At 34.4% G+C, this 23,236-nt stretch carries 19 protein-coding genes; 9 read left to right on the top strand and 10 right to left on the bottom strand.

Annotated features, from left to right (window positions below; translation table 11 throughout):
* Positions 1-14 precede the first annotated feature (14 nt).
* From AWV75_RS00540 to AWV75_RS00550, 3 genes are all read right to left on the bottom strand, one after another.
* A complete protein-coding gene (locus tag AWV75_RS00540) occupies positions 15-1,028 on the bottom strand; it encodes a FecCD family ABC transporter permease (protein ID WP_060872531.1) in 1,014 nt (337 codons plus the stop codon).
* On the bottom strand, positions 1,029-2,168 hold the full coding sequence (locus AWV75_RS00545) for an ABC transporter substrate-binding protein (RefSeq protein ID WP_060872532.1): 1,140 nt from the start codon (positions 2,166-2,168) through the stop codon (positions 1,029-1,031).
* Positions 2,169-2,606: 438 nt separating this feature from the next.
* Positions 2,607-3,392 (bottom strand): lipopolysaccharide kinase InaA family protein, encoded by a 786-nt coding sequence (locus tag AWV75_RS00550; RefSeq protein ID WP_060872533.1) that lies wholly within the window; start codon positions 3,390-3,392, stop codon positions 2,607-2,609.
* 785 nt (positions 3,393-4,177) lie between these two features.
* Between AWV75_RS00550 and AWV75_RS00555 the strand changes: the two genes are divergently transcribed.
* The 4 genes from AWV75_RS00555 to AWV75_RS18830 all read left to right on the top strand — a co-directional run bounded on the left by AWV75_RS00555 (position 4,178) and on the right by AWV75_RS18830 (position 6,366).
* Positions 4,178-5,206, top strand: a complete 1,029-nt coding sequence (locus tag AWV75_RS00555; protein WP_231737921.1) for a YncE family protein — start codon at positions 4,178-4,180, stop codon at positions 5,204-5,206.
* Positions 5,207-5,330: 124 nt separating this feature from the next.
* Positions 5,331-5,549: a hypothetical protein gene (locus AWV75_RS00560; protein ID WP_060872535.1), complete on the top strand. Its 219-nt coding sequence runs from the start codon at positions 5,331-5,333 to the stop codon at positions 5,547-5,549.
* 6 nt (positions 5,550-5,555) lie between these two features.
* Positions 5,556-6,080, top strand: a complete 525-nt coding sequence (locus AWV75_RS00565) for a DUF4252 domain-containing protein (RefSeq protein WP_060872536.1) — start codon at positions 5,556-5,558, stop codon at positions 6,078-6,080.
* Between the two features lie 127 nt (positions 6,081-6,207).
* On the top strand, positions 6,208-6,366 hold the full coding sequence (locus tag AWV75_RS18830; RefSeq protein ID WP_197429538.1) for a hypothetical protein: 159 nt from the start codon (positions 6,208-6,210) through the stop codon (positions 6,364-6,366).
* A 99-nt stretch (positions 6,367-6,465) separates the two neighbouring features.
* On the opposite strand, the gene AWV75_RS00570 is transcribed toward AWV75_RS18830, so the two are convergent.
* On the bottom strand, positions 6,466-6,858 hold the full coding sequence (locus tag AWV75_RS00570) for a VOC family protein (protein ID WP_060872537.1): 393 nt from the start codon (positions 6,856-6,858) through the stop codon (positions 6,466-6,468).
* A 164-nt stretch (positions 6,859-7,022) separates the two neighbouring features.
* Between AWV75_RS00570 and AWV75_RS00575 the strand changes: the two genes are divergently transcribed.
* From AWV75_RS00575 to AWV75_RS00590, 4 genes are all read left to right on the top strand, one after another.
* Entirely contained in the window at positions 7,023-7,700 is a 678-nt protein-coding gene (locus AWV75_RS00575; RefSeq protein WP_060872538.1) for a response regulator transcription factor, read from the top strand.
* On the top strand, positions 7,697-9,067 hold the full coding sequence (locus AWV75_RS00580) for a sensor histidine kinase (protein WP_060872539.1): 1,371 nt from the start codon (positions 7,697-7,699) through the stop codon (positions 9,065-9,067). The genes AWV75_RS00575 and AWV75_RS00580 overlap by 4 nt, the downstream gene beginning before the upstream one ends.
* A gap of 98 nt (positions 9,068-9,165) precedes the next feature.
* Positions 9,166-12,207 carry a SusC/RagA family TonB-linked outer membrane protein gene (locus AWV75_RS00585; RefSeq protein ID WP_060872540.1) on the top strand — a complete coding sequence of 1,014 codons (3,042 nt, stop codon included), beginning with the start codon at positions 9,166-9,168 and terminating at the stop codon, positions 12,205-12,207.
* Between the two features lie 12 nt (positions 12,208-12,219).
* Positions 12,220-13,596 (top strand): RagB/SusD family nutrient uptake outer membrane protein, encoded by a 1,377-nt coding sequence (locus AWV75_RS00590; RefSeq protein WP_060872541.1) that lies wholly within the window; start codon positions 12,220-12,222, stop codon positions 13,594-13,596.
* A gap of 245 nt (positions 13,597-13,841) precedes the next feature.
* On the opposite strand, the gene AWV75_RS00595 is transcribed toward AWV75_RS00590, so the two are convergent.
* Together AWV75_RS00595 and AWV75_RS00600 are read right to left on the bottom strand one after the other, a co-directional pair.
* Entirely contained in the window at positions 13,842-14,381 is a 540-nt protein-coding gene (locus AWV75_RS00595) for a hypothetical protein (RefSeq protein ID WP_060872542.1), read from the bottom strand.
* A gap of 67 nt (positions 14,382-14,448) precedes the next feature.
* Entirely contained in the window at positions 14,449-15,282 is an 834-nt protein-coding gene (locus tag AWV75_RS00600) for a tetratricopeptide repeat protein (protein WP_060872543.1), read from the bottom strand.
* A 145-nt stretch (positions 15,283-15,427) separates the two neighbouring features.
* On the opposite strand from AWV75_RS00600, the gene AWV75_RS00605 reads away from it, so the two are divergent.
* Entirely contained in the window at positions 15,428-16,396 is a 969-nt protein-coding gene (locus AWV75_RS00605) for an HNH endonuclease (protein WP_060872544.1), read from the top strand.
* Positions 16,397-16,421: 25 nt separating this feature from the next.
* Here AWV75_RS00605 and AWV75_RS00610 read toward each other — a convergent pair whose 3' ends face one another.
* The 4 genes from AWV75_RS00610 to AWV75_RS00625 form a co-directional block, all read right to left on the bottom strand.
* On the bottom strand, positions 16,422-18,113 hold the full coding sequence (locus AWV75_RS00610; RefSeq protein WP_060872545.1) for a response regulator receiver domain: 1,692 nt from the start codon (positions 18,111-18,113) through the stop codon (positions 16,422-16,424).
* Complete coding sequence (locus AWV75_RS00615; protein ID WP_060872546.1) at positions 18,106-21,009, bottom strand: ATP-binding protein; 2,904 nt, start codon at positions 21,007-21,009, stop codon at positions 18,106-18,108. Before AWV75_RS00615 ends, AWV75_RS00610 begins: the two co-directional genes overlap by 8 nt.
* Positions 20,999-22,063 carry a DNA cytosine methyltransferase gene (locus AWV75_RS00620; RefSeq protein ID WP_060872547.1) on the bottom strand — a complete coding sequence of 355 codons (1,065 nt, stop codon included), beginning with the start codon at positions 22,061-22,063 and terminating at the stop codon, positions 20,999-21,001. The genes AWV75_RS00615 and AWV75_RS00620 overlap by 11 nt, the downstream gene beginning before the upstream one ends.
* A gap of 65 nt (positions 22,064-22,128) precedes the next feature.
* The gene (locus AWV75_RS00625) at positions 22,129-22,887 is read right to left on the bottom strand and encodes an LEM-3-like GIY-YIG domain-containing protein (RefSeq protein ID WP_060872548.1); all 759 of its coding nucleotides are present in this window, start codon (positions 22,885-22,887) and stop codon (positions 22,129-22,131) included.
* Positions 22,888-23,236 lie beyond the last annotated feature (349 nt).

Consider the following 23,236-nt stretch of genomic DNA (forward strand, 5'->3'; position numbering starts at 1 on the left):
TTTTTTTCTATTTTCTAAAAAACGCGGTATTTTAATAGTAGCGCAATGACTATTGGAGCACCAAAAATAGCTGTAATAGCATTAATGGGTAAAATCGCATGCGCGTGTACTTGTGTGAGCATATCACAAAGCAAAAGAAGCATACTCCCCAACAACATACAAGCGCCAATTAAAGTGCGATGCGTATTTGTTTTCCACAACAAACGCGCCATATGCGGCACAGCTAATCCAATAAAGGCAATAGGTCCGACAAAGGCTGTTGCTCCACCTGCTAATAAACTAGTGGTGATAATAATTAAATTTCTCGTTTGCTTCACATTAATTCCCAAAGAAACAGCATATGCATCTCCTAACAATAAGGCATCTAATCTTCGGATTAAAAATAGGGATAATCCAACACCTATACTAACCACAAGCAAAAAAAGTAAAATCATTTCTTGGGTTAAATTCCCCAAGCTTCCTGACATCCACACGACATATTTTTTTAGCTGATCTGCCTCACTGAAATAAGTCAATACAGCTATAATTGCATTAGCAAAACTACCAAACATCAGCCCCACAATTAGCACTGTAACCGAACTTTTTACTCGATGGGATACGGCTAAAACGAGTAGTAATAAAAGGAAACTTCCTATAATAGAGGTAATAAGTAAGGTATAACTAGACATTAAATAAGGTGCGATAAATGCTGGAAGTAGTGCACCTCCCATCAACACTAAAGCTACCCCTAACCCTGCTCCTGCACTAATACCCAAGACATAAGATTCTGCCATCGGATTGCGAAACAGTGTTTGCATCAATAGCCCACTTAACGCTAGGGCAATACCAACTAAGATTGCTACAAAGGCTTTGGGTAAACGATAATGCAAGACAATATATTCCCATGAGGCTTTCGTCCCTTCTTGCCCAGTGAGAATGCGAATGACTTCTTTAAAGGGAATATGTACACTACCCCAAGAAAGATTTACGATCAATAGGCAGGCTACCAATATAATTCCCAATCCCCAACTTGCTTTTGGTATTCTCATTTACTGTAATTGTCTATAGAAAAAAGGTTGATAATCAGGTAATAACTCTGGATGTAGTATTTGAATGAGGTCTTTTACAACCCAATCCGGTCGAAGGGGCCCCCACTCGTAAAAAAGTGTCCCTCCTGTCTGTCCTTTTGTTGGAGCAAAAGAATATACTTTTCCGTTTTTGAACGCATCAAATTCTTTGTAATGTGGATTGGCTGCTGCTAAATCACTTAAGGACTCATAATGTCCTGGATTAATCCAAAACTCCGCTTGCTGTCCTTTTTCAAGCACCTGTTCAAAAGACAAGGCTAAACTCCCTACTCCTGATGTATCTTGCCACAAATAATTTGCTTTTGCATCTTTAAAATACACCGCTGCCCAGCTATTTCCTTCTGGTAAATACCAAACATCTGAATACATGACTCCACTGACCACTGTTGGTTGATTTTTTGCCTTTTCTACAAGTTGCAAAGCTCCTTTATAAGCGATCACAATATCCTCAAAAAATTGATTCGCTTCTTTTTCTTTATCAAATAAAACACCAAAAAGCTTAATCCATTCTGCTTTACCTAGAGGATGTTGTTCTGTCCAATCCCCATTATATAAAACGGGAATACCTGCTTGTTCAATGGTGTGTAAGACTTTGTTTCCGTTATCCATAGCAAAAGCCATGAATACATCGGGTGCGATATCGACAATCGCCTCTACATTCAAGGCTTCATTTTGTCCTAATTCACGAATATGCCCTCGATCAATCTCCTGTCGCACGGATGCTGTAGAAATATAATCCAACCCTGCAAAACCGATAAGCGCCTGAACTTCATCTAATGTTGAAATAGCAGGAATATGCGTAGTCGATGTGCAAGCAATGGTTTGAATGGGAATTTGAATTTGCGTATACTGTTGTAGAGAATCTGGCACTTTGGCTTGTTCTCTTTTTAAAACATAGGTAAAACGCTCTTTTGCTGATGCCCAGGGTTGAGTAATTTGAACCACATAAATTCCATCATAAGCCTTCAATGTGAATCCCTTGGCATACGTAATAAGAGGTTGCTGAGTGGATTGCTCTACTTGTGCTGTCGACTTGTCTTTACATTCACTGAACAAAAACAGCAAGGTGAATCCCAAAAAATAAAAAGCTAATTTTTTCATTTACGCTTGTATTTACTACGCAAAAATAAACTTATTTATTCGATTAGAAGACGAAGGATTTTGGTACTTGATTTTTGTGAAGGTGTGGAGGTGGTGAAATCGAAACGCAGTGAAGATTCATCGAACACCAAAACAAATATAAAATAAGTGAGATAGATGGTGAGATTGGTGAGGCGGTGAGGCGGTGAGGCGGTGAAATCGGAACGTAGTGAAGATTCATCGAACACCAAAACAAATATAAAATAAGTGAGATAGATGGTGAGAGTGGTGAGGCGGTGAGAGGAAAAAAAAAGCACAAAATACAAAACTCACAAAAAACAAAAAGCGAACCTCACAAAAAAGCCTCTCACAAAAAAGCAAATAACAACCCTCACAAAGAGCAAAAGCAAAAAAAGGCTATCCTTTCAAATAAAAGAATAGCCGAAATCCAAAAAAGCGTTAATTAATATAAAGTCGTTTAAATTTAAACTTTATGTCTTTCTTTTTGTAAAATCTAAATTGGAACTTCACCGTTTCTAACCATAAACGAATAAAAACTTCCTTGGAGTTTTTTCCAATTAATCGAGCATAGTGCTCTGCCATCTTTTCAATATCATTAATATTGGTGGTTAGATGAGATAAATTTTTCATGCGATGGGAAAACGACATTTCTTGATCAAATTTCATTCGATTCAAATCGACCAAATAAAACTTATAGGTTCCATCTGGTTGTTTTTGGATTAATGTATTTCCTGGCGAATGATCTAAAAAATTAATCCCCTTTTCATGCAATCCATAAGAAAAACGAACAAATTCTTTCAAAATAACATCCCGATTCGGATAATTCTTTTGTATAATTAAATCGCGATAGGTAATTTCTGCCTCGACGTACTCCGAAATATAATAGGTGTTTCGAATGGTTGTGGCTGTACTGTATTCAAAATACGCTACCGCTTGCGGGTTAGCTACGCCCAACTCCTTTAATTTTTCAGCGTGTTCAAATGATCGCAATCCTTTGGGTTTACGAAAAAATTTATACACCCGCTTATTAAATTCATTGGGAATTTTAAAGGATTTAATAGCAACTCGTTGGCCCGTTGATAAGGTTACTAGCTTAATTGAGTTTCTACTTCCTTTAAAAAGATAGGTAGTTAATGCATCATAGTTTTCAATTAGTTTTGTTAATTCTTCTTGTTGATTTTGATATAAGGGGTGAATACGGTGATTTACCCTTAATTGAGTCATATTTATTTATTTTTAATTCTACACTAAGATACCGCTATTTTAGGAAACTAACTTTGCTCTCTAAAAACACATAAAATACTATATATCAACAAATTAAAACAAAAAAGAACGATTAAAAAAATATTACACTTTTTTCATTACTACTACTAAATTAAGAACTTCCTTCCTTTACTCTCTTCAAAACCCTGAATACCTTCTACTTTACTCTGATTTTACTCTTTTTTAATAAATTTTACTCCTTCCCTTTTTCTATTTTACCCCTCTTCTCCCGTTTCGCTCACTTTTACGGATTTAGCTCTTTTTTAATTCATAGTTTTTGTTTCTTATGACGAATCCCATTCTTTTTTGTGATTAATGTATTTTCAGTTTGAAACATTCCGAACTAAAAAGTATAAAAAAGACGTTTACTTTCTTTTTTACTCTATTACATCTCAACTAGGCTTTAATTGTTAAAAATAAGTTAATCAAATACCCCCCTTAAGGCGACTTCACGAAATAATTTTCTTGTTTTTTATACTACAATACTATTATTTACGTTAAGAGAATAGTAGAAATAGCCCCTTAAAAAAGCGATTTTTCCAGGGATAAAACGAAGAGCTAACACGCTTCTACAGTAAATGAATCATGTAGAATGTGCGATTTCAATGTTAATTAAGGAGTTGACCTATAAATTTTACGGATTACCACTTGTTTATTTCAGAATAAAAACTAATTTTGAGAAAGATAAAAATTAACATTTTATTAAACTTTCACTTTTGTGTAATACTAATACTATGCAACTAAATATGAAAAAACTTTTATTTCTAGCACTATCATTATCAATCCTTTCAACATCTTGTAGTACATCGGATGATCCATTTGTAGAAGTACCACAAGCGCCAAACCTTGACAATGGTTTACTTATTTTAAATCAAGGAGGTTTACAGTATAATGATGCATCCATAGGATTTTCAAGTTTTGCTTACGATAAATATCATGCTAATATTGCACAAACCGCAGACAAAGTATTAGGAGATAACGCTCACAGTATGGCTTTCAAAGACAACAAAGCATTTGTTGTATTAAAAGGATCTAATAAAATTGAGATTTTCAATCGCTATACATTCAAACACGAAGGAACAATTACAGAAGGTTTAAACCTGCCCTTGTACATTGCTTTCGCGAACAACAAGCTATATGTTACGAATGAAGAAACAAAAGCAGTTAGTGTCTATGATGCAAACTACAAATACCTAACTGAAATTAAAATCAATGCACCAATTGGTCAAATTTTAGCATGGCATACTAAATTGTATATACAAAAAAATATATCAGCTGATAAAAGTGAAATCGTTGTTGTGGATGCAAACTCGCAAATTACCAAAACAATTCCAGTAGAAAAAGAATTAAAAGACCTTGTAACACTAGGTGATTTTGTTTTCGCTATTTCAAGTACAAGTGATAAATCATTCTTCTATAAGATAGATGCACAAACAGATACGAAAGTAATCGAATTTTTCTCTACAAGAAATTCAGCAGCAAAGAACTTGCGTTTAGACAATAATGATTTGTATTACACGAGTAACAATTCAGTTTACAAATGGAATCCACATGATACAAACGTACAAGTTGCACCAGTCTTGACTATTCCAGAAAAAGATTACAATGCAACTTCTACCTTCTATGGTTTCAACGTAATTAAAAATACGATTTACATTGGAGACGCTGGAGACATGATGGATCCGAGTAAAGTTTACATCTACCAAAACGGTAAAATGGTTCAAAGTTTTACAGCGGGAATTTTAACAAGTAATTTCTACGCAAACTATAAATAATAGCAAAGAGTCCTTCGGGGCTCTTTTTTATTTCCACGTATTTCCATTATATTTTTAAAAAGCGATAATTGTTCAATTATATTTTCTATTTTTACTATAATATTAATTTAGTTCGCAAGAAATAATGAAGAACAAAAAAAATTTCACTTACTTCATTGGCGGTATACTGATTGTTAGCTTACTTGTATTGATTGTACAATCCCAGTATCTCAAAACAACACAAGCACCACCTTCAGAAACCAATCTCGGCACTTTTTCCAATCCAGAAGTTGCTTACCAGGAATGTAAAACTATTTTATCTGAAGTTTCGAGAGCCTTAAATACTAGCGATACAACTAATTAGAATACCATGAAACGAATCGTACCTTATTTGATCTGTTGTTTGATGTTGTTTTCAGTACAACTAACATTAGGTCAGGACAGCTTTTCAAAGTTTGAAAAAAACAAAAACATCAACAATGTTGTAGTCAACAAAAAGATGTTTGAAATGATGGCTAACGTAAAAGTAGAAGCAACGAATACAGAAGAAAAGCTCTATTTTGATTTAATCAAAAAGCTAACCAGCTTACGTGTTTTTAATACAAAAACACAAGAAGTGAAAAAAGAGATGACCTCGACAATCAATGACTATGTAAAGGCCAAGAACCTCAAAGAATTAGTAAACAAAAAAGACAGTGATTCTAAAGTTATCATTTACATTGACCAAACAGGAACGAATCAAAATATTTCAGAACTAGTGATGTACAATGACAGTGTAGATCCAACCAAAGAAACGGTTTTAGTTCACATCACAGGAAATTTTAGTTTAAAAGAACTTTCCTCCTTAACCAAGAAAATGAATTTACCGCTAGGAAATACCCTAGACAAACTATAAAAACAAACGCTCCTTTTAAACAAAGGGGCGTTTTTTTATTATTTACAATAAACAACTGACATTTATCAGACTATATTAATATTATTTTTCATAAATTAGTACAGAATAACATAAATAAACACGTATTATGAACTTAATGAATTTACCTCTGTACAATTTTGCTAATGGCACATTTATGATCATTATCTTTGGATTAGTATGTGTGGGACTTGTCGTAGCAATCTTCATGTTTATGGGAGGAAGCCCAAAAAAGAAAGATGATGAAGAAGAAAACAAAATAGAATAAGACAAAGACGATATAGCATTCACGTAAAAAAAAATTGTGATGTGGCAACCATCACAATTTCTTTTTTATTCAATCAGAAGCGAAACATTGTATCGGCTTTTATGCCTGCATAGCAGTACACAATTCGATTAGAAAACCATTGCAATCTGTGACATACGCAACTGTTTGTCCCCATGGTTTTACCTTTACTGGCTCATATATTGAAGCTCCAGCAGCTACTGCTCGCTGCACAGCGTGTTCAACATCTTCTACTACAAATCCCAACTCGATTCCCATTACCCGATCTTTATTTACAGTTGTAAATCCTTGGGATAAATTCATCTGTGCTAATTCCTCTGCTGCAAAAGCCAAGGTGGTATCTCCTGAAATTAATTCACCATAATCTTCTTCTGGGGTAATGAATTTACGTTCAAATCCAAAAGCACTTTCGTAAAACGCAACGGTAGCTTCAACCTGTTTTACATACATAATAGTATAACTGTACTTGATCATCTTTCCTCATTTAATACTCAAAGATACAACTTGATTCTAGCATTAAAATCACAAAAAAGTTACTTTTTTCTCATTCTTATCGTTTTCTAACCTAGCATTAAATTTCTTTAATGTTAATTTTCAACCACTTATAAGTTTTATTTTTGTTCTAAAATGCACTAGTTATGAACATATTATTGGTTGAAGATGAGGCGAATGTGTCTAATTTTATTCGCAAAGGACTCGAAGAGAGTCAACATAAAGTAACCTTGGCTTATGAGGGTTTCATGGGGCTAAAACTAGCGATGGAGCACGAATTTGATCTCATTATTTTAGATGTGATTCTCCCCAATATGAATGGGTTTGATCTCTGTCAAGAAATCAAAAAACACAAATCGGATACTCCTGTATTAATGCTTACTGCCCTATCTACTTTACACGATAAAATCAAAGGTTTCAATATGGGAGCTGATGATTACTTGACCAAACCTTTTCATTACGAAGAGCTTTTACTACGCATCAATGCCTTGACCCGACGCATGAAAATGGCCGTTCCCAGCTTGGCCTATACGGTTGACAATTTGGTTATGAATTGCTTTCAGAAAAAAGTATATCGCGATCAGGTCGAAATCAACCTAACCCAAAAAGAATATCATTTACTGGAATACTTTCTCCTCAACAAAAACCGCGTATTGAGTCGCGCGCAAATTGCAGAGGCTGTATGGGGTATTGATTTTGATCGAGGAACAAACCTCATCGATGTATACATCAATTACCTGAGAAGAAAACTAAACAAAAATCAAGAGACTACACTGATTCAAACTGTCATTGGTATGGGGTATATTTTAAAAGATGAACAATGAAAATAAGAACTAGACTCTCCTTACAATTTATCGGTTTATTTGCCATTTTGCTTTTAGGTGTACTGACCTCTATTTACTTTGTTGTCGCTACCCAATGGAAAAAGAATTTCTTTCGTCAATTGGAAGATCGCGCCATTACTGTAGGGCATAATTATTTAGCAGAAGACAATTTCACCAAGGCTGAATATGATGAGGTACTGCGCAAATTTCCACGTACCTTACCCCAAGAGCAAATTCGCATTTATACCTCTACGTTTGAACCCACCTATATCGCGGAACAAGAATTGCGATGGGATAAATCGCTCTTACAACAAATCTACACCCATAAAAAGGTGCAATTTCAGCAAGAAGGTAATTTCATTGTGGGGATCTTCTATGAGGACAATTCTGGAAATTATATTATTGTAGCCAAAGCAGCCAATGTCAATGGAGAAAAAGCACTGCATCAATTGCGTAGCATCATGCTTTTTAGTCTTTTGATTGCTTTGATTATCACCTTTATCTTGTCGAGAATTTTCTCCAATTCCTTATTAAACCCGATTAAAAGCATCATCAATCACGTTCAGGATAAAGACGTTGAAAATTTAGTTCAACCCATCCCCGTTGACCATATGTCAAAGGATGAAATTAAAACCTTAAGCGACACCATCAATACGTTGTTTTTGCGTTTACACACTTCTTTTGACAACCAACAATCCTTTGTTTCACATGCCTCTCATGAACTCAAAACACCAATTGCCTCTATGATGGGCAATGCGGAAATTGCTTTGCGCAGTCCGCGCACAGAAGCCGAATACCAAGAAGTATTAGCCGGCATTGTTAAAGATGCAAGTCACATCAATCGCATCATCAATAATTTATTGACGTTATCGCAATTAAATAACGCGCGTTACTCCTTACAGGAAACGTCATTTGAGGCGTTTTGGTGGACCTTACTCGATCACTTGGTAGCGACCCAAAAGGATATAAACCTCAACCTAGCCATAGAAACACAAGAAGAATTATATGCTTTATATTTTAATGGAAATTCTCATTTACTTGAACTTGCACTTTCCAATATCATTCTCAATGCACATAAATTTTCTCATCAAGCTCCCATCCAATTAACCTTGCGCACAACAGCCAACGATATCCTTATTAGTATTGAAGACCAAGGAATTGGAATCAATCAAGAGGATTTGGATAAGTTATTTCTTCCCTTTTTCCGTTCCCCTAATGCTTTAGGTATTAAAGGAACTGGATTAGGTTTATCGTTAGCCCATAAAATTATTGAATTACACCAAGGTAGTTTACTGGTTAACTCCATTCTTCACCAAGGAACAACCGTGACGATCCGCCTGCCTAAACGCATCAAAACAACAGATTAATTTTTTTTAATCCCATTTTAATCTCTCCTTTATCTCGGTTTAAAGTCCTTTTAATCTCGTCTCCATAGGTTTGTATTCTAATTTAATTGCAAACCACAATGCGTAAAACAAAAAGACTCTTAACCACCTTACTCTTTTGTTTCAGCTTATTGAGTGCACAAGCACACGATAAAAAAACGCCAATTTTAGTGCGAGATGCCGAAACTTTACTCCCTTTACCTGGAGTGACTATTGAAAATATCAGCAAAAAAGAATATAGTTTCACCTTAGAGGATGGTTCCTTTGATCTACAAGTAGAGGAAAAAGAAACCATCCAATTGCGATTGTCTTACTTGGGGTATCAAGAGCAGTTCATCACGATTGAAGGTACCACCCTACCAAAAACTATTGATTTACATATTGAAGAAAATGTATTGGATGGCATTGTCATCACGGGTTATACCAAGCAATCAAAAGGAAGAACGACGGGTGCTGTAGGAAAAATTGAAGCGAAAGCGCTCAATCAATTACAGGTTAGTTCGATGGATCAAGCCTTACAAGGACAAGTTCCTGGTTTGTACGTCGCTTCTCCATCAGGGCAACCAGGAACTCCGGGACGTGTTACCATCCGCGGAATCGGTTCCTTACAAGATGAAAACACCAATCCGCTTTACATCTTAAATGGTATGCCTATTTCTCCAGAAACATTTACCTCTCTTCCTCCAGAAGACTTTGAAGATATTACTGTATTAAAAGATGCAGCTGCGACTGCTCCATACGGTTCTCGAGGCGCTAACGGTGTCATCGTTATCACTTCTAAAAAAGGAATGGCCAATACCCCCTTGCAAGTGACCTATCAAACCCAATATGGTTTTGCACAAGCAAACAACAGCAAATGGGATATGATGAATACCAACCAACGCTTGGAATTTGAAGAACTACTACAAGATCCAGATTTGCCTGGTTGGGCCTATTCTCAAAAAAATCCATACAAAATGGTGAATGGGATAGCCGTTGCCAAAACGGATGAAGATTATATTAATGATACACAACGCTTAAATCAAATCAGACAAACCAATATTGATTGGCGCAAAAAGATCTTGCGCAAAGGAATCATTCAATCCCATGCGTTGAGTTTAACTAGTGGAACTGAAAAAACACAACACTATACTTCATTTAATTATTACAAGCAAGAGGGTGTTTTGTATAATTCAGGTTTAGAACGTTTTACTATTAATTCCAATATTCACCATCAGAGCAAACGATTTAAAGCCGATTTTTTCATCAACTTGGCACAAAGCAACAGTAAAGAGTCGGAATCGGATTTTGACGTCAGCGAAACTAACCCTGTAGCCTCTCTTTACTTTGCTTTGCCTTATGAAAATCCCTATGATGAAAACGGACAACTGCAACCAGGTACGAATCGCTTTGGAACAAATGCATTGGCCATGTACCAAGATGTGAATCGAAAAACAATTGGACTGAAAGGAGTGCTCTCTGGGAATTTTTCTTATGCCTTAACGGATGAACTGAAATTAACCTCAACACTTGGGGTGGATTATGGCAAATACTCCAATACACACATCATCAAACCAGATACCTATTTTGGTGAATTAGTAGAAGAAGGTGGACAAGGCATGTACAGCCAAGGGGACCAAAATAAAATCAATACGATGAGCAATTTTGGTTTCAACTATAGAACGCAATGGGACAAACATGAAATAGAAGCGATTGGATTAGTAGAGATGAATCGCTATAAATACGATTACCACGGATTTACTGGATTTGGATTAATTAACGGATTGGATCAAACGCCTTCCGGTATTACACCTGGAACACCAGAAAACGATTTTATCCCCAAAGTAGAAGGTGGTGCATCAGAAAATCTATTGGTTTCTCAAATTGCCTTGTTGCGCTATTCCTATGAAAACAAATACACCCTAAGTGGTAGTTTAAGACGAGATGGTTCTTCTCGTGTTCCCTCAGCAAATCGCTACAAGTATTTCTATGCATTAGGCGGAAATTGGAACATGAAATACGAAGATTTCCTTATGGACAACGAAGTAATCTCTACCGCAAGAATGCGTATTAGTTACGGATTAACTGGAAATGCCAATGGGTTCGCTAGTGATTTTGGTTACCGTCGTTTATATGGTCCTGGACAATACAATGGACAAACGGGATTGGTTCCAACTACACCAGGGAATGCCAATTACAATTGGGAGATGAATCGCATTTTCGATTTAGGTCTTGAAGTGGGATTATTTAAAAATCGCCTCGTTGCAGAAGTTGATTTTTACAACCGAATTACGAGTGATTTATTTATTGACCGCACCTTATCGATGACTTCTGGTTTTGAATCCCTTCCTTCTAATTTAGGAAAGATCCGCAACCGAGGAATAGAGTTCAAAATTGCTGGAGATCTTATTAGACAAGGGGATTTCACTTGGAATATGGGTCTTAACCTCGCGTTTAACAAGAATAAAATTCTCAGCTTAGGGGAAGAAGACGATATCGTAACGGAGGATTACTCCATCCATCAAGTCGGAAAATCATTGGGACATTTCTATATGGTGCGTTGGGCAGGCGTAAATACGCAAACAGGAGCTCCCCAGTACTTAGACAAAGAAGGCAACATAACGGATGTTTATGATCCTGAAAATGCGGTATTAGTCAAAGGGAGTTTTGATCCTGCTTGGAAAGGAGGAATCACCACAAGTTTCCGATACAAGAACTTAGAAGTAAGTGCATTATTTTCGTTCATCAAGGGAATGTATCGTTTGAATACAGGCGAATTCTACCGTACCTCAGCCGATCCGAATTACCGCCTATACAATCAATCCACGAGTATGTTGGACATGTGGCAAAAACCAGGGGATGAAAGCAGTAATCCACATCCAAGCTATACCAGATACTTAACGGATCGGGAACTACAACGTGCAGATTATCTGAAATTGAGAAATTTAAACGTCAACTACAAATTCACTGATTTGGGTAGAGCGGGTAAATTCATCAAAGAAGTAAACGTCTTTGCACAAGGATCAAATTTAATTACGTGGACGAAATGGAAAGGACAAGATCCTGAAGATGACAACAATTGGTACCAATATGAATATCCGCTACCTCGTACCATTACAGCTGGTTTAAAAGTAATTTTCTAAAAGATAATACAGATGCATACAACAACATATACCCTAAAAAACAGCGTTCTGCTCCTACTCGCTCTTGTCTTTTTGACGAGTTGTGATCGCATGTTAGACATCGATCCGAAAGAAAACGTGGATTCCGATCAGATTTACAAATCCGTCCGCTACTTTGAATATGGTGTAGTGGGAGTTTATAACAATTTACACTTAGAATACTCTACTTTATTGGGATCCATTATGGCGGATGAATGTAAATTGAGTAATGAAAATACGGGGGTAGATGGTTATGCCGTTCACCTCAACCGATGGACCTATAGCTCAGATGATGAACTCCTTCACGAAACGTGGAAAGATTACTACCATACCCTTTATAAAATCAATACCTTATTGGAAAATAAAGATCGTGTACCCCAAGAATCTGCAGAAGATCAGGCGGCCATGGCCCTATTAGAAGGTGAGTTAAAAGGATTACGTGCGATGATTCACTTTGAGCTCCATCGCATCTTTGGTGATTCTGATGCAAAAACGGGACAAGCCTTCACCGTTCCTTATGTTACGAGTACGGATTTATTCCAAAAACCGGGTAAAACACCAATAACCGACTTTTATGCTTTGCTATGGAAAGACCTACAAGCTGCAGAAGAGCATTTGACCAATACACATGCGCCGACACGATTTTCACTAGACGCCACTTATGCTTTAGCTGCACGAGTAGCCCTCTACCAAAAGGAGTACCCTCGAGCCATCACCTATGCAACAAAAGTCATGAGTCAATATGCCCTAGCCACAAAAGAACAATACACGGCTTTTTGGAGAGCGAATCAAACAGCAGAAGTTATTTTTAAATTAGCCAGAAACAATGAGGATGACCTACGCCCCAACACCTTGTGGTATAACTTCAACACGGGAAAGAGCTTATTTTATGGAGCAACGAAACTAATTCGCTCCTACGAAGAGGAGGATGTGCGTCTCTCGCTTTTCTTTGGGGAAGAGCAAGCGAATCAGATTGCCAAATACGCAGGGGAAGGAAATGAGAATCGAATCAGTGATTTACCTGTATTTCGCCTAGCAGAAGTCTATTTGATTCGAGCAGAGGCTTACCTCAAAACTGGAGCCCATAGCCAGGCCCTAGCAGATATTCAAGCCCTTGTTCAAGCAAGAACAGAAGCCGATTACGAGTCAACAACTTTGGATGAAGACCAGCTCTTAACGGAGCGATTCAAAGAATTGGCATTTGAAGGGCATCGCTACTTTGATTTAAAGCGACTGGGAAAACCGCTGGAACGCCAACCAGAAGACCTCGCTGCTCCTACCGACCTCAGCCAATTGTTCTTCGGTCAACCGTTATATCAATTGCCAATTCCATTGAAAGAAGTACAAAGTAATCCAAACTTAGGGAATTAGTGATGATGATGGGTTATGAGTTATGGGTTAAGTTGATTACTTATAACTGATTGCACCCATAATTCAGCCACAATTAAAAATAAAAAAATCCTGTAGAAAAATATCTACGGGATTTTTTATTTCATCTCTATCAGATAAATGCTCACCATCTCACCGTCTCTTCATCTCTTCATCTCACTGATTTTATATTTATTTTAATGTTCAAAAATCTCTACTTCACTTCGATTTCCATTCTCCAATAAAAACTATCCTTCAAAATCACCGCAATCGTGTACTTCAAATGTTTCTAACAAACTGCGTAACGTATAAAAAGAAGCTTCTCTAAACATGGATTCATCAATTTCATCACCAATAACCTTCAAACTATATACGGGATACTCTTCTACTTGTTCAAATACAAACGTATGAGATTGGGTACGAATACTAATCTGCTTGCCTTTTTCTTCCACTGATTCTATGGTATACGAAACTTGACTGTGTAAATCACACGCATTCATCAAATTAATCATCTCTCCGTCGATTAAGATATTCACCACATCACACGCATAACAATTCCCTCCAAATTCCAATCCATACTTGGTTGTTACGTCTTTAGAAGCAGGTTCAACAATCTCCATGGGAACCAGTAATTCGCTGCTTATCTTTTTCAATACAGCAGTACTTTCAAACGCTTTGGCAACTTCTTCTTTGGTTGTTGCTTGATGTGCAGGTACTTCTTGTTGTGTGTTTTGTTTACACCCTAGGGTAAACAAGCATACAATGGCTAAGGTCAATAGTTTTTTCATGTGAGTTGGTTTACTACAAAGGTAGTATTTCTGACGTGAAAGTTAATACAGTTCTTGTAATTTGATTCTATTCATTTTGCTTTTGCTTTGGTATTTGATACGGATAACGTTCATATATTGCATTGGCTTCATTAATTGAAAACCCCTGTTGGTTATAGGTAAAAAATAAATCTGAAGTTGCTTTGATTTTTTCCTCTGATTCTTTCATTTTCCATTGACACAACCCTTTATAATAATAGGCATCTGAAAATTCTTTGTAGTTGACCACCGCTTGATCAAAATAAGCAATCGCTTCTGTAAAGCGCTCTTGCTCATAACAAACAATACCCAAATAGAAAAGCTCCAAGTGATGTACCTCGGGGAATACCTCTTTCTGCTTGGCTACCGCTCGTTTAAAATAGGTTTCAGCTTTGTCAAATTCATTCAGTTGTAAATACGATAAGCCAATGTAAAAACTGTAGGTGTGATCCATTTCATAGCGATCCCCCCAATTAGCGATACAGGTTTCAAAATCTACAATAGCCTCGCGATAGGTTTTAGCGAAGACACATTTGATAAAAGCACGGTAGCCCAAATATCGTTCTAGATCGTATTTGACCGCTTGGTCAATATACTCCATTCCCACTTCGTATTTTCTGCTTTTAAAGTACGGCATAGCCTTTTGCTGCCACAAATAGGCAATGGTGGAATCTTGTGCTAATCCTTCATCCAAGGCCTCTTGCCATTCTTTCAAATTAAAGGTATAGCTATAATGGTGGGCTTTGTTGGTCGCATAGGTTTCAATAATCTCTTCTTGCTTGGCCTTTTGCTCAGGCGTAAGCTGCCGTTGTTTCAAGTTTTGTTGCCCTTGAATCTGTTGACAACTAATGAAGAGCAATAGGATTAATGGGAGGTATTTCATCGTGTTTTTTATTAAATGTAGGGATAATTTGCGCGGGAAGGGGATAATTACAATAAACAAACTTTAAAATACTAGATGATGAGGTAAGACATTCTTTTTAAATTGTATTTTTTATTTGATATTTGAATAAAATCAATAAAAAAATATGAATAGTAAACTTTGGGTTTTAAAAACAGTCCATGACAAAGACAAAGCTTCCACAACCATTGATAGTTATGGTGATAGCTTAACAGAATACTATAATTATGATAACAACGTAGCCAATTCAAAACAGATTAAAGAAGGAGATTACGCTATTATTATTGATAAAAAGAAAATTTTAGGATTCTCAAAAATTGGATATATCGACCAATATGAAGGAGAAAAGACCGTTCGAAAATGCCCAATATGTGGACATAGTACACTAGATAAAAGAAAAACAAAATTTCCTATATACAGATGTAACAAAGGACATGAGTTTGACCAACCTATCGAAGAAATTCAAGCAGTTACAAAATACAGTGCTAGCTTTACAACTTTTGTTTCATTAGAATTATTCAACGACGACTTACTTCAACTGAAACCGTATTATACAAACGGATATAACCGAAACATGTCTATGCAATATTTGGATTTGGAAGCGTTGGATATTTTTCCAAATCTAAAAAAAGAACTAGATAAGGTTCAAGAACAATACATCCATCCAACAACTAGTTTTATCACTGAAGTTGAAGAACCAGAACCGTATGATGCAAACAGTGAAGATGAAAGAAGCTTTACGATTCAAGCAATAAAAGCAAGAAGAGGACAACAAACCTTCCGCAAAAAATTATTAGATCAATTTAATTCTACTTGCGTGATTACGGGATGTAAAATTATTGACATTTTAGAAGCTGCACATATTAATCCTTATCGTGGAGAAAAAGATCATCATTCTGGTAATGGCTTGTTACTACGTGCCGATATTCATACTTTATTTGATTTAGACCTCATTCGCATCAATCCAAAAAGTTTTAACGTGGAAATTTCCGACAAACTAATTGGATCTGAATATGAACAGTATGATGGAGTTTGTTTAAATCAGTATGAAAAATTAATTTCAATCGATGCGTTAAGAGGGAAGTATAAAGAATAAAAGTGGATATATCCACTTTTATTCTTTAGTATATTTTTACAAAATCCACACCAACTCTTGCAGGATGACCAAAAGCATGATTAGCAATACGCTGTGCATAGTCTTGTCTTAAAGTCGTTATATAACTCAAATTAAACTCATTTAAATTTTGATCAATTTCTTCTTCTTTATACTTATTTGAAATATCCCACATTCTTAATTTTTTATCAATAAGTTTATTACTTTCAACATTAAAAATTTGTGGTTTAACGTAAAATGGTTTGTATAAAAACTGTTTATACCCATCGATTTCATTAGTTAACTTTCTAATTCTATAAGCATCCATACTTTCTCCCTGTCTTTGTCTTTCTATTGAATTAAACCTAGCACTATCTAAATTCCCCCAATAGACAGCAATGTTATTTGGCAAAAAACTTAAAAAAGCAGTATCTCCCAATCGTAACGCTAAATCAATATTTTTAAACTGTTTGCCTTTTACAAAATAAAAATTTCCTTGGATTTTGTTAGGGTCAAAACAATCGCATAAAGCTGTTATACACAAAAAGTAATCCCCTTTTACGTCTACAAAAACATCACCAAAATTCAAATTTGGAATACTATCATGCATTCCACTTACAGTCACCGAATTGTAAAATACATTTAACTGAAACAAATCCTCATTAGTAGGGGGTGTATTAGCTAGCTTAGAACTCTGATTTTGTAAAAAATCGCTCTCTAATAATTTAAGTTTTGCAGTTCTAAATTTTAAAGTTGCTTGTTCTAATAAAAGTTTTTTTATAATTGTCCCAAATGATTTATCATCATTCAAATGATTTCTAAATTGAAATAATGCTTCCGTAGATGATTTCAAAATAGAACTATCGATAAAGCTCTCATTATCATTAAATATAGATTGCATTTCTAATCCTAACAATTGAAAAAAACTCCCTTCATTCGTAATAACAATATCAGAAATTCTTCTTATCAAAGATTCATAATTTAAATCTTTATTAAAGTCTTTCTTTAAAGTTAATACGAATGTATTATTAATCATAAAAGAATTATTCCCGGCATTAAACACTTCGTACTTAGGTGAAATTCCATCAGAATAATAAAACTTATCAATATTTAGAGCAATATGTATTAATCTAAATAAATACTCAATAGCATTATTTTCAAATTCTTTTATTGGAAAAGCAGAGAAATCTATACTATTTTCATTTGCAAATTCCTGAATATCATCTTGACTTTTATTTATAGTATCTTTTAAATCATCTTCTTCAAAAAATGAATACACATCACTAATAATTTGGAAGTTTTCTTTTGATATACCTGAAAAATAAGCATCAAGAAACAAAGAAATATCATCAAAATTTTGTGCACTAGAGTAGATACAACAAAAATTGATATTAGGAGAACTTACTGCTTTATGCAAAAGATTTAATGAATGTTCCTGCCCCGATACTCCATCTAATTCCCAATCAAGTAAAATTAAATCCTTTCCTTTAAACAAATACTCAATTGTTTTAGGTTCATTAATGTTTGTATTTTCAAACTTATGTACGGTTAAGTTTTTTCCATTCGTTTTAAAAGTTGTATATAAATCAAAAGATAGTTTTTCTTCAGGAACTTTTTCATCAATATCAGTTCCAGAATAAAAATCTTTTGCCTTTTCATCAATAAAAACTGCATTATTTATTGATGCATTTAAAATATCAAATGCCTTTTGACTATACATTTCTATTAGTTATTTGGTTAATTACGAAGCAAGCTCCATTTAATGAATTGAATTCTTTATCATTGGTAGCATAAATATCCAGTCCAGCTTCATTCAAACTTTGTTTTGATAGATATAGACCGATACCACGTCCATTAGGGCGCTGCGTATAGAATAATTCAAATATTTTATCTAATCGATAATCAGGTATTTTTTCTCCTGAATTTGCAATAATAATTGCATCTGTTTCACTTAAATAATCTAATTTAATAATTCGATTTTCCTTATTACGCATCCAATAAATAGCATTATTAATAACATTTATAAAAATAGTATGAATAACAGGTTCTTTAATTGTTATCGAATGATTTTTAAAGGAATCTGTAACTTCAAATTGGATCTTATACTCTTGAATTTGATTTTCAAAAAATTCTAACAAATAATTATACACCGTATTACAAGAAACATCTTTTACTAAAGCACCAGATATTCTATATAAAGGAGATAATAAAGCATACTTATCTTCTAATTGCTTGAAGTTCTTGTCTAAAAATTGAAATTCTTTTATTGAGCGAACAACCTCGTTATTATTCAATACGCTTAATTGATTGTTTATTTTAGCATATAACTGATTAAACTCGTGATCAATAATCTCAACTGCAATACCCAATTGAGCCGTATCTCGAGTCTGTTCCCACTGATACTTCATTTGATCATATTGTGCCTTATAAGCTCCTTGAACTTGTTCTTCATCAATATCAAAAGACAGCCGATTAATATGCTCCACTAACGGAAATAAAGTTCCTTGCGCTTGATTTAGTAAGGAGGAATACAATTCTTGTATTTTATCTGTATAAAATGATACAAGGTCTTTTGATACAGTATTATGGATAGTTTCTTCCTTATTCTCAGATAATGCTTTAACAAAATTGCGAGAACGTTCCCTATATTCATTTAATAGAGTGCTTGTTTTTAACTCTAGAATTTGTCGATTAGTATTTAACTCTTTCTCTAAAGACGAAATATAAGTATTATATTTTTTAGCAAAATCAATCTTTAAATCTCTAATCTCTAATTTATCTTGGGCTTTTTTATTAAGTAATTCTCTTTTAGGATTAATAAGTTCAAAATAGAGATTTAAACGATCCTCAAATTTGTACAATCTTTCTTTCTGTGTTTCCGTCGGTTTATATCTTTTCGGAATTCTTGGTATTAAGGATTTGAATTCTATATCTAATTTTTGAAGTTCATCTAATATCTCTTCAACTTCTGAATATGTTACATTTAAATTATCTAATTTCTCATCTAATATTGTCAACAAATTATCATATTTGATTTGATGCTCTTCTAATCTCTTAGGATATTCATTTAATGCTTTAGAAAAAGCTATTTTTTCTTTCCTGTCTCTTTCTTTATCTGCTTTTAGAGCTTCATGTTCATCATTCAGTTGTTTCTTTTTATCTAAGAATAAAGATTGTTTCGCCTTATCAGAAAAGTAATCTTGTGCGAGTGCTTTAAACAAACCTATTGCATCACCAGTAAATGCACGATACTGAGCATTATTTATTAATCCTTCTCTACTCGATTTATCTTTTAAAGATTCATTTCTTTCTCTCGTTATATCTAGATATCCATACATTCGTCTGTATGAAAAATAATAAGTACCTGCTCTTTTTGATCTTCTTTCTTCAAATCCTAAAAAATCAGCATATTCTCTCCCATAAGGTAAAACTCTAAAATCATCCCTAAAAATATATAACCCACCAAATTTCTCAACCTTCTCTCTAATCAGTTGAAATTGATTTTCTGTTAATGATGATGACCTTTCTTCTCCTTGAGAATAGCCTAATTCAATAGGAATCTGGCCATAAAAATTTCTTTCATCTTTTTTACGAGGGCTTATAAATTGATAATCTATAACTTCATCATAGATTCTAATCTTCCCATTAAAAGAGCCATATCCATCAAATAAGCCATTGATATATACATCGGCTAAATCAAAATCAGACTTGGTAAAAAAATTTCCTTGAGAATTAAGAAGATCAAAAGTTTCATCCTTAGAGTTTATTGAGAATGAATTATTTACTTTTAAACTCTCATCCTTAAAAGGATTTGTAAAAGCTGTCAAACTAGAAATTACAAACGTTCTATCATCCAAACCATCTTCCTCCTTTTCTGCTAATTCAAGAATTTGATCAATAGGATTAAATGTTAGAAAAATAGTGCCATGGGAATTTTCATCATTAAAAAAATGATTTATTGACTGAAAAATCACAGGTTCTAATTGAGCATTTACAGTATCATGAATAATATTCTCTTTTAATTCAATCTGTTTCCCTTCCCAAATCAATTTTTCATCTAAATCCTTTTCTTTATCAAAGTTTTTTAGAAATATTTTTTTTAACTCTTGAAAAACTGATTCTAAGGTATTATTTTCTTCCACTGATTTAATTGGAATAATAATATCATCTAAAAATAGATTATAATTTTCTAATAGCCTCCAATCAAAATATACTGCTTGTAAAGGGTTTCCTAATTTCTTCGTTAGCATTAACATAGGATTACCCAAATAAGCAACTGACAAACGCCCTATCCCCTTTTCTCCAGCTTTAATCCGTGGTTTTTTCCATAGTGTATCTTCAGATTCAACATCTAATTCAGCTCTAGATTTAGAATCTGTTCCTAATACTAACCATTTATCTAAAATATCATTTTGAGACATTCCTTTACCATCATCAGAGAGGATAAAATAATCATGCTCTAAACCTTGATATCCTTTCTTATATAATTCTGCTTTCAGATTATCCGCATAAGCATCATAACCATTTTTCCATAACTCGGTTATAGCAGTTGGTAAATCAGCAATTTGCCCTTTACCTAATAAATCTACGGCACGTGCTTTTGTTCTAAACTGCATCTTCAAAATGTTTAACTATAGCTTTTCCTATTGCTTCTGCATATTTCGGAGGTACTGCATTACCGATCATTCTTGCAATATTTGCTATACTATTTGACTTAAATTTATATGTTTTTGGAAAGGACTGCAAAACAGCTCCCTCTCTTAGTGAGATTGCCCTATCTTCTTCTGGATGTGCAAACCGGCCATTGGATATACTAAAAAACTTCGTTGTTATAGTCGGTGCTGGCCTATCCCACCACATACGTCCATAGACATCCTTAAAACCTGTTACGTTTCCATAATGACATTCTGGAGCTAATTCAGCATCATCTACATACGCCATGCGATCTCCCCCATTTTTGGGTGTCACCGCTAACCGTTTTAGATTAATTTCCTTCAAACCTGCTACTGTATGCATAAAGTCAGTATTATCCTTATATCCATGTTTTACTGTAGCAAATCCATTTTTATTTCCAATTACGTCTTCTACATTTAATTTTTTTCCTTCAATTCGCACAGGAATAATTTCTATATCATCAATTCTATTGGCTATTAAAGTAAATCTTTTTCGATATTGAGGAACTCCATATTCACTTACTTCGTGAACTTTTTTATGAACTTTATATTCGTTGCCCTCAAGCCACTCTATAAAATCCTGTAATCCGCTTTCTTCTTTTCTTCTCAATATTCCAGGGACATTTTCAACTACAACATATCCTGGTGTATAATATTCTACAAAACGTCTAAATTCTTTCAATAAATCTTTAGACTTTTCAGATTTCATTTTATTGGTGTTCATGATAGACCAGTATTGACAAGGGCTACATCCTATCAAAACCAACTCTTTGTCATTTTTTTCAATCTTAAATTTTCTTGCTAAAAATTCTTCTTCTAATTCAAATACATCGGCCAAAACAAAATCAGCCCCTTTAATATTGGCTTCATATGTTTCTTTACAATTAATATCAAAATCAATTCCTCCTAGTATCTGAATACCTGAACTCTGCATACCATAGCTCATGCCCCCCCCAGAACAAAAAAAATCAATTGCTTTTAATGCTCGTTTTCTCATCTTTACGTTATCTAACTAATCTTACAAACTTATTAAAAACTAATGACTTTAATTTAGTAAATTTTCTATTCATAATTATATTTAACTGGAGAAGCTGCCCCTTTTTTTCTATATGAATCGGGAATTCTTTTATTCATATATTTATTTTTCACCTCCTCGGGTGCTTCTACTCCAATAAAACCAGATCTTTTATTTGTATAATATACAAAACCAGGAAAATATTGTTCTCTTGCTAATTTCCATTCATGAGCAACAAATACACCCATAATTTCACCTTTTTCTATCGCCAACACATAATCTGCTTGCTTAGCACGATTTACATTTATACGCCAAGCAAAACGAACTGCATCATAAATGCTTTTTTCACTTATTGTTCTATTAATGGTAATCATGAGCACTTTATCCTCTCCAAAATCAACCTCTTCTTTTAAATACTTACGCTCAATCTCAATAGCGTTCATAGGTCCGAAATCATTTCCTTTTCCTGAGACCAAGTTTGTTAATCCTGAAAATGCATCGATCAAAGCCGCTTCTACTTCCAGAGCTACTTCTGCAGTCATATTATGTCTGTGAATAATATGAATTACGTCTAAACCTGCTTTATTTATTTCTCTAATACGTCCATATTTTAAACTAACTTCATCTTCCTCTTCAATCTCATTATCCACTTCTTTCAATAAACTTTGTGCAATTAAAACATGTTGAAACACTCTATTTCCTTTGCCTTTGCCAATATAAAAGGTTTCTCCATTACGTGGATCAATTAGACGATAAACGTAATAACCTAATTCTTTTATTACACTCTCTGAAAACTTTTGTATCATTTATTTAATCGTTTTATGCGATCTAAATTTCGTAAACATATTTAACTCTGCCCCAATATGCTTACAATATTTCGTAAAGACCTATAAAATTTGAGTGAACATGATTTATCATTCCTTATTACTTGCATTATACCAAGTAAAGGGTTTCCCTATACTTCCTTCGACGAATCCTCGACATTCCTTGGACAATACAAGGAAAAACATAGTTTTTGTCGAAGGGACGTCCAAGGAACCTCCAATCAATCTCCAAGTTAATGATCTTTCTCCCAAAGCCTCCTACAAACAAGCTCCTAATCACAACCATACTGATTCCATGTTTCAATACTCTCCTTTTGCATCTTGCGTTTAT

This window comes from Myroides odoratus (genome assembly GCF_001549985.1).
GTDB classification, from domain to species: domain Bacteria; phylum Bacteroidota; class Bacteroidia; order Flavobacteriales; family Flavobacteriaceae; genus Flavobacterium; species Flavobacterium odoratum_A.

What these genes read in the sequence shown, in the direction of transcription:
- AWV75_RS00540 (WP_060872531.1), bottom strand. Translation starts at nt 1,028, where the DNA reads ATGAGAATACCAAAAGCAAGTTGGGGATTGGGAATTATATTGGTAGCC.
- AWV75_RS00545 (WP_060872532.1), bottom strand. Translation starts at nt 2,168, where the DNA reads ATGAAAAAATTAGCTTTTTATTTTTTGGGATTCACCTTGCTGTTTTTG.
- AWV75_RS00550 (WP_060872533.1), bottom strand. Translation starts at nt 3,392, where the DNA reads ATGACTCAATTAAGGGTAAATCACCGTATTCACCCCTTATATCAAAAT.
- AWV75_RS00555 (WP_231737921.1), top strand. Translation starts at nt 4,178, where the DNA reads ATGAAAAAACTTTTATTTCTAGCACTATCATTATCAATCCTTTCAACA.
- AWV75_RS00560 (WP_060872535.1), top strand. Translation starts at nt 5,331, where the DNA reads ATGAAGAACAAAAAAAATTTCACTTACTTCATTGGCGGTATACTGATT.
- AWV75_RS00565 (WP_060872536.1), top strand. Translation starts at nt 5,556, where the DNA reads ATGAAACGAATCGTACCTTATTTGATCTGTTGTTTGATGTTGTTTTCA.
- AWV75_RS18830 (WP_197429538.1), top strand. Translation starts at nt 6,208, where the DNA reads ATGAACTTAATGAATTTACCTCTGTACAATTTTGCTAATGGCACATTT.
- AWV75_RS00570 (WP_060872537.1), bottom strand. Translation starts at nt 6,858, where the DNA reads ATGATCAAGTACAGTTATACTATTATGTATGTAAAACAGGTTGAAGCT.
- AWV75_RS00575 (WP_060872538.1), top strand. Translation starts at nt 7,023, where the DNA reads ATGAACATATTATTGGTTGAAGATGAGGCGAATGTGTCTAATTTTATT.
- AWV75_RS00580 (WP_060872539.1), top strand. Translation starts at nt 7,697, where the DNA reads ATGAAAATAAGAACTAGACTCTCCTTACAATTTATCGGTTTATTTGCC.
- AWV75_RS00585 (WP_060872540.1), top strand. Translation starts at nt 9,166, where the DNA reads ATGCGTAAAACAAAAAGACTCTTAACCACCTTACTCTTTTGTTTCAGC.
- AWV75_RS00590 (WP_060872541.1), top strand. Translation starts at nt 12,220, where the DNA reads ATGCATACAACAACATATACCCTAAAAAACAGCGTTCTGCTCCTACTC.
- AWV75_RS00595 (WP_060872542.1), bottom strand. Translation starts at nt 14,381, where the DNA reads ATGAAAAAACTATTGACCTTAGCCATTGTATGCTTGTTTACCCTAGGG.
- AWV75_RS00600 (WP_060872543.1), bottom strand. Translation starts at nt 15,282, where the DNA reads ATGAAATACCTCCCATTAATCCTATTGCTCTTCATTAGTTGTCAACAG.
- AWV75_RS00605 (WP_060872544.1), top strand. Translation starts at nt 15,428, where the DNA reads ATGAATAGTAAACTTTGGGTTTTAAAAACAGTCCATGACAAAGACAAA.
- AWV75_RS00610 (WP_060872545.1), bottom strand. Translation starts at nt 18,113, where the DNA reads ATGTATAGTCAAAAGGCATTTGATATTTTAAATGCATCAATAAATAAT.
- AWV75_RS00615 (WP_060872546.1), bottom strand. Translation starts at nt 21,009, where the DNA reads ATGCAGTTTAGAACAAAAGCACGTGCCGTAGATTTATTAGGTAAAGGG.
- AWV75_RS00620 (WP_060872547.1), bottom strand. Translation starts at nt 22,063, where the DNA reads ATGAGAAAACGAGCATTAAAAGCAATTGATTTTTTTTGTTCTGGGGGG.
- AWV75_RS00625 (WP_060872548.1), bottom strand. Translation starts at nt 22,887, where the DNA reads ATGATACAAAAGTTTTCAGAGAGTGTAATAAAAGAATTAGGTTATTAC.